Source organism: Vibrio sp. MEBiC08052 (genome assembly GCF_001506075.1).
GTDB lineage: Bacteria > Pseudomonadota > Gammaproteobacteria > Enterobacterales > Vibrionaceae > Vibrio.
In genome coordinates this window covers 1,907,527-1,921,144 of sequence record NZ_KQ947475.1, presented here as the reverse complement: position 1 = coordinate 1,921,144, position 13,618 = coordinate 1,907,527, and the positions used below count along the sequence as shown (strand labels likewise).

Here is a 13,618-nt window from a genome sequence, read left to right as displayed (position 1 = left end):
GCAAAACTGGGGATAGAGAAGAGATAAGTCATGGCTGATTCGACAATAACGACTCAAGTGACGGTGATTCCCCGTCAGAAAACAATGGAAAACCTCGTCGATAAATTACCGTCGGCCGGGGATGTGAAGGCGGAGGTGGTGAGTGCTGTCACACCGATCTTGAAACCGCTCAAACAAGCAGTTACCTATGAACGTTCATTTGCTGATGTTAAAAAATCAGTGCACTTTGCCAGTGACCAAGAAGCCCGTCAATATCAGGGTAAAATGCAGCATTTGGCTGATCAGCTGGGAGTAAAACAGGCAAATATTAATCAGATTGTCAGTGATGGAGCCCAATCCGGCATTGGAAAAGAACAACTGTTGTCATTTGCTGAATCCGTCTCAAAAGTCGCGGTTGTATGGAATGTATCGGCAAGAGAAGCAACTGAGACACTGGCCCGTTGGCGCACTTCGATGCAGCTCTCTCAGCAGCAAGCTGTCGGGTTGGCGAATGCAACAAATGCCTTGAGTCATAGTATGGGGGTTAAGGCGAAATCGGTCGCTGCGGTTGTGTCTGAACAGGGAGATGCCGGCCTCAATGCCGGATTGACTGTTCAGCAAACAGCGGCATTATCCGCCAGCCTGCTGGCTGGTGGTGCCAGTGAAAAACAGGCCGGTGAAGCTATCCACAGTATTCTTGGGACACTCACCGCTGGAAAAACTGACAAAGTGCAACAGCAAGCCGCGATGAAGACGCTGGATATTGATCCCGCTGATTTAGCTCACCGAATGCAAACGGATGCTCAGGGAACATTGACTGATGTTTTCCAGCGTTTAAAAAATGTTGCGGCAGAAAAACGCCAAGGGGTTGTTTCTGACCTGTTTGGTGATAAATCCACAGCCGCGATTTTAAAGCTCGTCGATAATTTAGATCAGAATAATAAAGGTTTTATTGCCGCATCGAAGCTCACGGCTGAGAAGAGCAACTATTCGCATAGTATCGGTAGTGACTACAAGACGGTATCCAATACCTCTGCTTATAAGTTGGCGCAACTCAGTGCGCGTTTCGAACAGATAAGCATCACACTGGGTCAAGGGTTATTACCAGTTGTGGAGACAATGCTGCCACCGTTGCTCACTGTGGTCGATAGTATGAGTGCATTCGCCCAAACGAATCCTAAACTTGCCACGGGTTTACTGGCTGTGACCGCAGCTGCGATTCCGTTACTCAACGTCGGATCGACGGTTGTTAATTTTTTCCGCGGGATGAAGGGCGGAAGTAAAGATCGTCTCAATCCCGAACGTAATTTGTTTGCCGGTGGATTGGACAGAACCCGGCAAGCCGCCCGGCGCGCTACGCGTCAGCTAGCCCGACTGAATCGGGAGTTGAATGCGCTTGGGTCGCAACAGGGCAGTGATTCCGGATATGGTGATGATCGTGAATCACGCCGCAAGCGTAAAAAAAAGCCTCGGAAGCGTTCACGGTTCCGGCGTCGTTTTGCCGGCAGCTTCCGTCGTAAATCTGCGCGATTCGGTCAGTTGCTCACTCGCTTTCCCCGTGTTCTCGGCAATGTATTTAAGGGGGCAAAACTAAAGTCGGGCATCTCAAGTTTGATGCCCAAAGCCGGTGCTGTAGCTAAAGGCAATGGCATTGGTAAGACATTATTCAGCGCCCGGACTGCCGGGAAGATGTTTAGTGGTGTGAAACTAAAGTCGGGTATTTCAAGTTTGATGCCTAAAGCCGGTGCTGTATTTAAAGGCCTTGGGAGGAAGTTATTCCGCCCTCTGGATATGGCTCTCAACGGGGTCGAGCTGGTTTCTGCGATCGCCAAGGGCAATCCTAAAAAGATAGCAGGGAAGGCCGGTGATCTGCTCGGGGGAATGGGCGGTGCGGCTTCCGGTGCGATGGCCGGGGCTGCAATTGGCTCAGTGGTCCCCATTCTTGGTACGGCTGTCGGTGGCCTCATTGGTTCTGTCGTGGGCGGGTTAGGCGGCAGTGAAGTAGGGCGTTGGCTTGGCGATACGGTCGGTTCACTGTTTGGTGCGAGTGATGAGAGCAACGACAAACAGGATCCGTCCCTGCGAAATTCTTCGAAACCGCATTCTTCGAAGCAAGAGCCGCTCAAAAAACAGCGCGGTATTTCGCTGAAATCCCTCGGTGGAATCGCGATGAAAGGCGCATCCTTTTTATCTCTTGGCGGCATGTTGGGGGGGATGTTGAGTGATCAGGTCGTCTCTTGGTTTGGTGAAGATAAAACCGATAAAGCAGCCCCTGCAACGGTTGCCGAGCAGAGTAAACAGCTCGAAAAATCCACCCAACAACAAATTAATTTTGCCCCCGTTATTCATATCACGCCGTCCGGTAATCCGACCTATGACCAAGGGGTTAGTCAGCAGCTATTAGAGCGGATGAAAGCAGAGCTGAGCCCGATCCTGATGGGGAATAATGATGTTGCAACCCGGGCAGATGCCAGTCTTTTAGACAGGAGCAATACATGAGACAAATGATGTCATTAGGTGGCTTTGTGTTCTCATTGAGTGAACAGACACCGTATGAAAGTTTGCAGCGCACCAGCGATGGGGGATGGGTTTCTGTCCCTCGTTATGGTCAGAAACCGATCAGTCAGAATATGGGACAGAGTTTGGAGAAAATCAGCATCAATGGCACCTGGTTTCGTGGCGAAGGCATGAACAATATGAAGGCGCTGAGACAGTTACAGGCGCAGCGAAAACCTTTAGTTCTGTCAGACGGATACGGGCAGACCATGGGGCGATGGGTCATCAAACAACTGCAAGAAAAACAAGATCGGATTATCGATGACGGGACTGCCTTTGTGGTGGGTTTCTCCATTGAATTAGAGGAATATGCAGAATGAGAACAGTGGTTAGTCGTGACGGAGACTTAGTGCCGCAATTATTATGGCTGTCACTGGGGCGGGATGATGATGAAGCGGAAGAGGCGCTTTATATGGTCAATCCCGGTCTGGCGCTTTACGGGCCAGTGCTACCGGCAGGTGTCGAAATCAAGTTGCCGATACTCCCTGAACCAGTGCCGACGAGGGTGATGAACATATGGGATTAGGAATCATGCCGCGGGTCCGAATCAGTGGGCCCGGGGAGCAAATTATCAATTCACGGCTGACCTCATGGGAACGGATTGATGTTTCTGCGGCTCAGTCGGATCAGATTACATTACATATTGATACGGCAGGACAGACCGGGCTCCCGAAAGAAGGGGCCGAATTGGTATTTTCTGAAGGGTATGATGACCGGCTCGTCCATAAGGGGATGTATGTGATTACCCGTATTTCACCCAAATTGTTCCCTCCGACAGTCACGATTGTGGCGACCGCGGCTCCGTTTCAGGTTCAAGACAAAACCGGATTTAAAGAGCGCCATACGCGGACGTTTACTGAAATATCGCTGGCTGAGATCTTCCGTCAACTGGTGACATCTCATGGTTTTAGTCCGCGAGTGGCTTCTAAATTTGAAACGGTGTGGTTTAAACATATCGATCAGATGAACGAAACGGATAGCGCTTTCTTAGTTCGCCTAGCAAAGTGTCATGACGGAATTGCTAAACCTGTCGATGGATTGTATGTACTGGCTGAAAAAGGACAGATTAAAACTATCACGGGGCAAAATGTCCCGTCAGTGACGGTTGATGTCTCCGGTAATAATGATCCCTCAGATTTCAGACGGTTTATCAATTGCCAGCTCGAATTAGCGAGCCGAAGGAATTTTTTGGGTGTCAAAGCGAAATGGCTTGAGAGTTCTACCGGACTGGAATACGAAGTCACTTCCGGAGAAGCCCCTTTTTTGATGTTGCAACAGGTTTATGAAGCTTCATCCACGGCGCATCAGGCATGTAATCAAGAACTGCAGAAAATCAAGCGTGAAAAAGACAGTATCAGAATGGATTTGCCCGGTGACCCGTATTTGGTCGCAGAAGGGATTCTTGAACTCAATAAATCGTTTCCTCCGGAAATGGTGGGGCGGTGGTCGATTGATCAAGTGACGGCTCGCGGGGATAGTTCCGGTGGTTACCGTTGCTCTGTGACTGCGACGCGACCAGCAAGAAAAGACTAAATGACCATTTTCTTATTCCCATCCGTTAGCTCGAGTGTTCATATTCCTGTGCGTCTGTCACATCTTCTGTTCATTAAAACAGTAACATAGCCGAAACCTTAGATTCCGGTTAGACTTGGACTCATTGAGGTATGATGAAAATTTGCTGCTGTTGAGTTGTATAAGAGGATAAGAAATGTTGGATACAAATCTGAGTGATGTGATTCAAAACCGAATTGATCAGAAAACTAAACCGCTTGGGGCTTTAGGTAAATTAGAGGCAGTGGCACATCAACTCGCATTGATTCAGAGTCAGGGACTGACTCAGCCGGTTGCGCAAATCCAGATTAATCAGCCGACCGTGCTGGTGTTTGCCGGTGATCACGGCATTGCTGATGAAGGGGTGAGCATCGCACCCAGTGCTGTGACACAGCAGATGGTTCTCAATTTTCTTGCCGGTGGTGCAGGGGTGAACTGTTTTTGCCGAGCCAATCAGGTTGAACTGAAAGTGATCGACGCGGGAATTTTAATTCCGGTTGAATCTGATTCGCCGCAATTGATTGTACAACGCCTTGGCGAGCGGACGGGAAACTTGGCAAAAGAACCCGCTATGACGATGGCGCAGGTGGAACAAGGGATTGAGTTAGGGCGGAAAGTGGCTTTAGAGACAATTCACAATGGCTCGAACTTGATCATGTTCGGTGAAATGGGGATCGGCAATACCAGTAGTGCTGCGGCAATTTTGGCGGCATTATCGGCTGGTGACGTTGAATCTTGTGTCGGTCTGGGAACTGGCATTTCACCGCAACAGTATCAGAAGAAAGTCGCCTTGGTGACAGCCGGTGTTCACCGGGCAAAAGGGCAAGGGCCAAAAGCAGTCCTTGCGGAAGTCGGCGGGTTTGAGATTGTCCAGATGGTTGGCGCTTTTTTAGCGGCCGCTGAGCAACAGGTACCCATTCTCGTCGATGGCTTTATTGTCACCGTTGCGGCTCTGGTCGCGACGCAGCTGCAACCCGAATGTCGGGAACTAATGATTTTTGCCCATCAATCACAAGAATCAGGACATCAGCGCGCGTTGAAAATATTAGATGCCAATCCGCTGCTGGATCTTGATTTGCGCTTGGGTGAGGGGACTGGCGCTGTGCTTGCTGTGCCGCTCGTTCGTGCTGCGGCTGAATTTTATAATACCATGGCCAGTTTTGCGGAAGCCGGGGTCGAGGTGACATGTTAAGTCGGGTCACGTATCAGGTTGAACTGTTTCTGTTGTCACTGAGCTTTTTTACTCGGATTCCTGTCCCCGCATCCGTGCCTTATTCGACTGAACGGATGAATCAGTCCGGTCGCTATTTCTCATTGGTTGGTGTGCTGCTCGGATTGATTTGCTATGGTGTTTATAGTCTCTGTGCGCTGGTACTGCCTGAACACTTGAGTATTCTCCTGATGATGGTGTGTAGTTTGTTATTGACGGGTGCATTTCACGAAGATGGTTTGACCGATATGGCTGATGGGATTGGCGGCGGGATGACAACGGAACGACGTCTGGCAATTATGAAAGATAGTCGAATTGGGACTTATGGCGCTTCAGCGCTAATCATGGCGTTAATCGTGAAATATAGTGTGCTCTCTTCTCTGGCAATGCATATTTCAATGTTGCAGATTCTGTTGGTGGGCTACGGACTAAGTCGTGCAGTTGCTGCTTCTCTTATCTATGATATGCCTTACGTGTCGGATGCCCAGACCAGTAAAAGTAAGCCGCTAGCCAGTCGTCAGACGACCCGGGAGTTAGGAATCTTACTGTTTTTCGGTATAATTCCCTGTATTGGGTTGGATTTATCTACGCTGTTGATGATTGGATGTGTTTGTTGCTTACTCCGGTTTGCTTTAAAGCGGTGGTTACTTCGCCGTATCGGTGGCTTTACCGGTGATTGTCTGGGGGGCGTTCAGCAGATTACGGAATTGACGATCTATCTGATACTGGCAGCGACAATGATTCCTCAGGGGACATTGCTTTAAATTATTAAGCTTGAAATCATAAGGTTCGGCTGGCGTCCATAACGGATAGGGAGTGTCTGATGTGCTGTAAAAAGCATTGGCGTCACATTGTGAAGAATCACGCAATGCTTTTCTGCAACTTAATGATAAAATTGCGCTTTGTCGAATCACTGGGCACTGAGGTCAGTCTGGCCTTAACATTGCTGTTTTATCGGTTGAAGGAGTAACACATGAGCAATTCACTTTTTCGTCAATCATTTCTGATTGATAGTTTATATAGTGATGGTACTCTTTTATCGAGTGAATATACAACGGATGATGGGGTGTTGTTAAAACTGCATGGCCCGGGAGTTCTGGAAGTTATTCCACCACAAATGGATGAACGGACACAGCATATCGTCGTTTCGTGTGCGATTCACGGTAAAGATGCCGGGCCGGTTGAATTAGTCAATCGGATCGTTTCTGATATCGACAGCGGATTCCAGTCAGTTCGAGAGCATTGCCTGTTCATTATTGCCCATTTAGAAGCACTTAAACATCATACGCAGTTTTTTGATGAGAATCTGGAACGTTTATTTGATGATAAACCGAGGGAGTCCTCACAAGAATTGGTGATCGCGGATAATTTGAAAATCCTCCTCAAGTCATTCTGGAAAGACACACTCAGTGATAAACGCTGGCATTTTGACTTACATAGTACATTAAACCCTTCCCTCTATCATTCGTTCGCAATCAGCCCAAAAGTGCGTCATCCTGTCCGGCCGAAAGAATTGATTCATTTTGCCGAATTAGCCCACCTTGACGCACTGGTTTTGGCCAATGCTCCCTCTAGCTCTTTCAGTTGGTATACCGCAGATTGTTATTCGGCTCGTTCTTTGGCGATTGAACTGGGTCAATCATCCCGGTTAGGGCAAAGTCCATTAGAGGGCTTTAATGCATTTGATATTACGCTCCGGGATTTGTGTGCCCGAGAAGTGAATGAGCACCTGCCGAGAAAAATAAAATATTACCGGGTGAGTCGGACCATTGTTCGTCTCAATGAAGATTTTGATTTTATTTTTGCAGATGATGTTGAAAACTTTACTGCTTTCATGCACGGAGAAGTGTTCGGGCATGATGGTGATAAACCATTGATGGCAAAAAACGAAGGAGAAGCGATTCTGTTTCCCGACAAACATGTTCCAATCGGCGAGCCTGCGCTATTAATGGTCTGTCCGGTGACCGTAAGGTATGAGCAGAATCAACTGGTTTATGACTAATTGATTTATAACGAATTGGTTTATAATAAATAGTTATTTGTGGTACGAGGGTGTCTTCATCCTCGAATATATTTTAAAGCAGAGGTCTGCCGGATCGGAGCAATCATGGGCATGACCTCTTTCTATTTCGCGGGTGAAACGTTAAGGTGAGCCCATCTGATTTCTCTGATTTTATATTCATGAATTTTACTCAACTTCTTTTTGAAAAAAGGAAGCGTTGGTATCGTGCAATGATCACGATGAGTGCGCTGCTACTGGTTTCTAGTGCCGTTTACGTTTTTGCCGGCGAAGTTTTCATTGCACCGTGGCGTGAGATGACTGGTTTTGAGCAGCAATTGATTTTAGATCTGCGTTTACCCCGGTTGATTGCTGCGATGGTTATTGGTGCATGTTTGGCGGTATCCGGAGCAACATTGCAAGTGTTACTGGGTAATGTTCTGGCTGAGCCGGGAATTATCGGTGTCTCGGGTGGTGCCAGTGTGGCGATGGTGATCATTCTGTTTTTCTTCCCGTTTGCGGCCACACCATTGGTTTTTATGTTCGGTGCGATTGTCGGTGCCATGGTTTTTACGGCCATTTTGGTTGGGATAGCCCGAAGTATGAAATTGACGACGATTCGACTATTGTTGGTCGGTGTTGCGTTGGGAATTCTGACTCGGTCAGTGGTGACTTGGGCGTTTTATTTTAGTACGGATTTGAGTTTAAGACAGTTAATGTACTGGTTAATGGGGAGTATTGGCGGTATTGATTGGTCTTACCATTTGCTTTCATTGTTGATATTACCGGTCTTGATATGGCTGATTGGACAAGGACGTGTACTGGATCGATTGATGATGGGGGAGATGCACGCTAAGCAGTTGGGGATTGATGTTCATCGTGTGCGCTGGAAGTTGGTCGTTGCTGTAGCGGTGCTGGTCGGGGCATCGGTGGCTTTAGGTGGCATTATCGGCTTTGTCGGACTGGTTGTACCGCACTTGTTACGTTTGGCTTTCGGGACTGAGAATCGTTATCTCTTACCGCTTTCAGCCATCGCAGGGGCATTGTTACTGGTCTTTGCTGATTTAATTTCTCGGACGGCACTTGATGCCGCTGAATTGCCTTTGGGGGTCGTGACGACAACGGTCGGTGCGCCAGTATTTATATGGATGTTATTGAAAAGTCATGATTCACGTTAAAGATCTCTGTGTCGGTACGCGCCTGCTTCCTCTGGGGTTTGATTGTGCTCAAGGTGAACTGATCCATGTTGTCGGCCCGAATGGTAGTGGAAAAAGCACCTTATTAGCTGCTTTGGCTGGCATGATTTCTCATCAGGGTCGTATCCAACTGGGGGGAACTGATCTGGCACGTCTTACTCTGCCGGAATTAGCTCAGCTCCGCTCCTATTTATCGCAACAGGAACTCCCGGCGTTTGCGATCGATGTCTGCCAATATCTGGCGCTTTCTATTCCGTCATTTTTATCTGTTACTGCCGAGCAATCATCTGAAGTTATTGAACTATTGGTCAGGCGATTAAATTTGCAGGATAAGTTACACCGTTCTATTCACCAGATTTCCGGAGGGGAGTGGCAACGGGTCAGGTTGGCTGGTAGTTGTTTACAAGTATGGCCGACACTGAATCCTCATGCTCGCTTGATGATTTTAGATGAGCCCGCTGCTGCACTGGATGTCGGGCAGGAGTATATGCTGTATGAATTATTACATGACATCAACAGGATGGGATTGACGGTTATTATGGCGAACCATGATTTGAACAGGACACTACGATATGCCGACAAAACCCTATTACTCAATCAGGGGATTCTGCAACAGTGGGGGGAGACAAAAGCTGTTCTGACACCTGAACATATTGCAGAGGTTTTTCAAACGAAAGTCCAGTCAGTCGAAATCCAAGGTAAATCATATCTACTTTTCGATTAGCCGTTGTGTATGAGTTGTGTATGAATAGTTTTGGTGCATCAAGCACAATGCTAGAGCAGAGAGTCGGGTGAAATGAGTGATATTTGAGGATGGTCTAAGTCGTTTTATTACAAATCAATGAGTTATCATAAAATAAAAAGTTGGCATATAAATCGCATTAGTATGATCGATACATTCTCGTTCTTGTTAGGCTTTTTATAGTCTCCTCGGCCACCTTGCTCCACAAAGTGGCCTTTTTTTTATTCTATTGAGTCAGCTTTGTCAGATCCGCTGGACGATAATAGACTGATTTAAGGACTTTTCCCTGACGAATCGTTTTTTCCGCACTGATAAAATCTTCCGCGCATTTGGCAATGATATAATCACCTTTGATGACAGGAGATAATTTGATGCCTTGTTTTGCATAAAATGATTCCGTCTCATCATATTCGGTTTGGTTACGACAGACCTTACTCATATTTGAACTGTGAACCTCATCCCAGCAAGGAATGAAATCGATGTTGCGATGAGCCGCGACATTCAGTAATAGATCAATCAGGTAGCTGATGCCCGGATTATGCGTTGGTGTATCATGTCCAAGGTGCACCAGACGCCCCATCAGAACGTAAACGGTATCAACAATCGCATCAGCCTGTTCAACTTTATCCTGTGCTTCAGCGAGCTCAGTGAGTTCTTCAATTGCCAGTGAAGTATGGAGCGTATCTGCGTCTTCGTCGAGACTACTGGGTTGGTTCACGGGGAGATCGAAAGTACGACGGAATTCAACAATATCGTTATATAAATGCGTGAACACTGCTGGCGTTAACTTAGATAAATACATGGGTGTCGTCTCAAAGCTATTTGTATTTGATGCAAAAAATCAGGCTAAGCCATCCGTTACGACGGTCTCAGCCCAAGACATATAATCAGCGAAGAGTAACATCCCAGACCGAAAAGTGGTACACCTCATCTTTATCAATCGCATGTTATTAACCCATAACAGGAGTCTGTTGTAGTGATACATTATCTCTTTTCTGTTTGATGCAAGTAAGCTAGTAGGTGTGCCGATTGGGTGGGAGTGTGGAAAAAATAGTCCATTTTTTCTCAATATCGCCTTTATAACCAACAACAGTTGCGGAGACCCGTCGATTTTTGGCATCACTGATCTGATCTTCACCGGTTGCTTCAGGATTGGATTCACCAAATCCCACAATTCTGATTCTGTCTACAGAGACGCCTTCCTCTATCAGCCGAGCTTTCACACTGTCTGCACGTTGTTTGGATAATTCTTGGTTGTATTGAGTTTCTCCACTGAGACTGGCATAGCCCCTAAGTTCGATTGAAGTTTCAGGATAGTTTGCTAAAAAACGTGCCATTTGCTTAATCTGTGCATTAAAGATGGGATTAATATTGCTGGAATCGTTTTCAAACAAAATCCGTAGCTGCCGTTGGGTTTTACTTCGGTAATAAGTTTCACAGCCATCATTATCTATTTCGGCATTTTGGGGTGTTTTTGGACATAAATCCCGCGCATTAATAACACCGTCATGATCTGAATCTGCAAGATCAAAAGCTTGTACAACGGTCGGGGGATCTATGTAATCATATTCATCCTGACTTTGGTCGGCAATATTCGCAGACCAAACCGGCAATGAGACTAAAAATAGCAAATAATTGAATTTCATCTTAATCACCTGAGTGGGCCGCCCATGCCTGTGGGACCGTGATTTTCAGACTATCAAGTAAGTTTCCCACGGCATTCATGACGCGGTATTGTGCATATACTTCAGTGTATTCTGCCTCAAGATAGTCTTTACGGGCCTCAAAGAGTTCATTTTCACTATTCAACAAATCAAGCAATGTTCTTTGACCGATTTGGTATTGTTTCTCGTATGCAATCACCGTCTTTGAAACAGAATCAACGAGATCGGCCAGAAAAGTTCGTCTTTGACTTGAAAAATCAAGTGCTTGCCAAGACAACTCAAGTCCGCCTAACACTTCTCGGTATGACTTTTCCCGTAAATCTTTTGCTTTATTCAGCGCATAGGCCGCACTTTTCTCATTTGCTCTGTCAGCCCCACCATTATAGAGATTATAATGCATCCGTATCATCGCAGTTGTTTCTGTACTACTCCCGAGATAGCCCGCGGCATCATTTCGGACACTATGGTTGGCTTGCAAAGAGATACTCGGATAATACGGTGATTGATTTTGCTTATATTGGTAACGGGCCGCAGCAATATTTTGTTGCGTCACTTTCAGAATGGGGTGTGATTGAAATGCTTGAGCTTTTGCATCCTGAAAACTGTGAGGAATTTGTTCCTGATTAGCTTGGGGAAAAGTGAGATCAACCGGCTCTTCTCCAACCGTTTCTTTGAATTTTGAATGAGTTTCAAAGAGGTTGTTTTGGGCGGCCAGTAAATTTGCTTCAGCTTTTGCGACACGAGCTTCAACTTGGGTTACATCCGCTGTGGAGCCAAGTCCTGACTCTGTTCTGCGTTTAATATCCCGGTATATTTTCTTATGTATTTGTAAATTCGTTTCGGATAGTTTTAATACATCACTTGCTTTCTCTGCATCCAGATATAATTTTGTCACTTCCAGCGCTTTATCTGCCGCATCAGCTAATAATTGATAACGACTTGCTTCCGCTTCAGCAGAGGTTCTACCCATATCATTTATGGTTGAAGAACCATCCCAAATCAATTGAGTCAAAGATATGGTGACTTCTTTTCTTGTTAAATCCGTATCTTCTTTGGCATTTGCAGTTGCAGGATCAATCCCTTCATATCCGATCCCTGCATCTAAATCCACTTTAGGTAGGTAAGCTCCCTGAGATGCTCTCGAATTCTGTAACTTGCTTTGATATTGATTGAATGCACTTTCCAGTTCTGGGTTTGTCGCCAGTGTAACAGAGACCGCTTGCTCAAGTGATTGTGCGAGAACATTACCATTGATGAATACAGCAAGAAATACAACAACTTTGAGTAGGAATGTTTTCAAAGAATTCCTCCTATTAGACTAATTGCAATGGAGATACAAGATATCGTCTGAAAGCGCTCAGCCTACGCAAAAATCGATCTCATTGATGAGAATATAATAATAGTAATGTCTAATTTTATAAAAATGTATCAATGATAATCACTGACATTAATAGATGAAAATACAAGTATATAACTTTTTTTAAGTTTTTAAGATGTTTAAAAGCTATTGTCTTAAATTTTCAAAAAAGTAGTGTCATGAGAAAGCTGAGTTATTATTGTAAAAACCCCCTCTCAATAACGTGATCCGTGCCACGAATGTGGTGTTAAACTGCTGTATGATATACAATCAAAAAGTATGCGCAATATAGTGGCTGTCAGGTGTATCGATTGATAACCGATAGTTATGCGTTATGTTTAGTAGTATCCCATTGATCTACACGTGATTTAGAGGTGCCACTTATGAGGTTTGAGTCAAAGATTTCTCTACCTGATGTAGCAAAAGACCAAGTGATTATTATCGATCAGGATGGAAATGTCATTACGATCAAACCTGGAGAGATTATCCCGCCTGGGGTGGTCATTTTAGAAGGTGGGAATTTTTTAAATCATGATGAATATACTGCTCTTAACGCTAAGGTTGTTACACCGAATGGCGATAAAGTTGATATTACGGATGATGTTAACCAATTGCTTACAGCAATCGAGCAAGGAAACGACCCAACACAATTAGGTAAAGAGTTTGCTCCGGCTGCCGGCAGTTATTCTGGCTCAAGCTTGTCAACAAGTGCTACGGTTGAAGCGATTAATGACGAACTCATCGCACAAACTGACTTTAGCACGCAAGGTCTCTATCGTTTCTCCAGCTTATCGCTATCAACTACACAAGGTCTAGCGCTGCTTGATGTTTTTAATACGTTATCATCAGCGTCCACATCCACTAATGCTGCTGATTCAGCACCCATTGTATCTGGCACATTCACAGGAGATATCACTGAAGGTGATATAGGGGATGTGGTTCAGGCAAGAGGCTCGTTGAGTATTAGTGATGCGGATCCAAACGATAATCCTGTGTTTGCAGATACGACAATAACCAGCACCTACGGAAACCTCAGTCTCGTCAATGGGCAATGGACGTATACGCTGGATCAAAGTCGTGTTCAAGACCTGAGAGAAGGGGAACGAGTCAGAGATACCATCACGATGACAGCCAGTGATGGAACTACACAGAATATTGTCATTGACATTGTTGGCACCAATGATGCCCCGATCGCGCAAGCGGCGACTGGTTCGGTGACGGAAGATGCGACAATTACCGGCAGTGTGACGGCGACCGATGTCGATTTACCGACTGGTCAGGCGCTGGTATTTACAACTGAATCCAATGTGTCCGGTCTGACCTTAAACCCTGACGGTACTTACCGATTTGACGCGTCCAGCTAT

The 13,618-nt window shown here is 45.9% G+C and carries 13 protein-coding genes; 10 read left to right on the top strand and 3 right to left on the bottom strand.

Annotated elements, in window-relative coordinates; genetic code table 11:
- Positions 1 to 30: 30 nt before the first annotated feature.
- The 9 genes from VRK_RS08300 (at position 31) to btuD (ending at position 9,215) form a co-directional block, all read left to right on the top strand.
- The gene (locus VRK_RS08300) at positions 31 to 2,478 is read left to right on the top strand and encodes a phage tail tape measure protein (protein ID WP_059120925.1); all 2,448 of its coding nucleotides are present in this window, start codon (positions 31 to 33) and stop codon (positions 2,476 to 2,478) included.
- Positions 2,475 to 2,855 carry a phage tail protein gene (locus tag VRK_RS08295; protein ID WP_059120924.1) on the top strand — a complete coding sequence of 127 codons (381 nt, stop codon included), beginning with the start codon at positions 2,475 to 2,477 and terminating at the stop codon, positions 2,853 to 2,855. Before VRK_RS08300 ends, VRK_RS08295 begins: the two co-directional genes overlap by 4 nt.
- Entirely contained in the window at positions 2,852 to 3,061 is a 210-nt protein-coding gene (locus tag VRK_RS08290) for a tail protein X (protein ID WP_038181572.1), read from the top strand. Before VRK_RS08295 ends, VRK_RS08290 begins: the two co-directional genes overlap by 4 nt.
- Positions 3,052 to 4,068 carry a phage tail protein gene (locus tag VRK_RS08285; protein ID WP_059120923.1) on the top strand — a complete coding sequence of 339 codons (1,017 nt, stop codon included), beginning with the start codon at positions 3,052 to 3,054 and terminating at the stop codon, positions 4,066 to 4,068. The genes VRK_RS08290 and VRK_RS08285 overlap by 10 nt, the downstream gene beginning before the upstream one ends.
- 175 nt (positions 4,069 to 4,243) lie before the next feature.
- On the top strand, positions 4,244 to 5,278 hold the full coding sequence (cobT, locus tag VRK_RS08280) for a nicotinate-nucleotide--dimethylbenzimidazole phosphoribosyltransferase (protein WP_059120922.1): 1,035 nt from the start codon (positions 4,244 to 4,246) through the stop codon (positions 5,276 to 5,278).
- Complete coding sequence (locus VRK_RS08275) at positions 5,272 to 6,060, top strand: adenosylcobinamide-GDP ribazoletransferase (protein WP_059120921.1); 789 nt, start codon at positions 5,272 to 5,274, stop codon at positions 6,058 to 6,060. Before cobT ends, VRK_RS08275 begins: the two co-directional genes overlap by 7 nt.
- Positions 6,061 to 6,269: 209 nt before the next feature.
- Positions 6,270 to 7,298, top strand: a complete 1,029-nt coding sequence (locus VRK_RS08270) for a succinylglutamate desuccinylase (RefSeq protein ID WP_059120920.1) — start codon at positions 6,270 to 6,272, stop codon at positions 7,296 to 7,298.
- Between the two features lie 179 nt (positions 7,299 to 7,477).
- The gene (gene btuC / locus VRK_RS08265) at positions 7,478 to 8,473 is read left to right on the top strand and encodes a vitamin B12 ABC transporter permease BtuC (RefSeq protein ID WP_059120919.1); all 996 of its coding nucleotides are present in this window, start codon (positions 7,478 to 7,480) and stop codon (positions 8,471 to 8,473) included.
- Positions 8,460 to 9,215, top strand: a complete 756-nt coding sequence (gene btuD, locus VRK_RS08260; RefSeq protein WP_059120918.1) for a vitamin B12 ABC transporter ATP-binding protein BtuD — start codon at positions 8,460 to 8,462, stop codon at positions 9,213 to 9,215. The genes btuC and btuD overlap by 14 nt, the downstream gene beginning before the upstream one ends.
- 244 nt (positions 9,216 to 9,459) lie before the next feature.
- Here btuD and VRK_RS08255 read toward each other — a convergent pair whose 3' ends face one another.
- The 3 genes from VRK_RS08255 to VRK_RS08245 form a co-directional block, all read right to left on the bottom strand.
- Complete coding sequence (locus VRK_RS08255; protein ID WP_059120917.1) at positions 9,460 to 10,035, bottom strand: nucleoside triphosphate pyrophosphohydrolase family protein; 576 nt, start codon at positions 10,033 to 10,035, stop codon at positions 9,460 to 9,462.
- A gap of 211 nt (positions 10,036 to 10,246) precedes the next feature.
- The gene (locus VRK_RS08250; protein ID WP_059120916.1) at positions 10,247 to 10,879 is read right to left on the bottom strand and encodes an OmpA family protein; all 633 of its coding nucleotides are present in this window, start codon (positions 10,877 to 10,879) and stop codon (positions 10,247 to 10,249) included.
- A gap of 1 nt (position 10,880) precedes the next feature.
- On the bottom strand, positions 10,881 to 12,197 hold the full coding sequence (locus VRK_RS08245) for a TolC family outer membrane protein (RefSeq protein WP_059120915.1): 1,317 nt from the start codon (positions 12,195 to 12,197) through the stop codon (positions 10,881 to 10,883).
- Positions 12,198 to 12,637: 440 nt separating this feature from the next.
- Between VRK_RS08245 and VRK_RS08240 the strand changes: the two genes are divergently transcribed.
- Positions 12,638 to 13,618, top strand: a 981-nt coding sequence (locus VRK_RS08240) for a VCBS domain-containing protein (RefSeq protein WP_197413081.1), incomplete at its 3' end; no start/stop codon positions are given.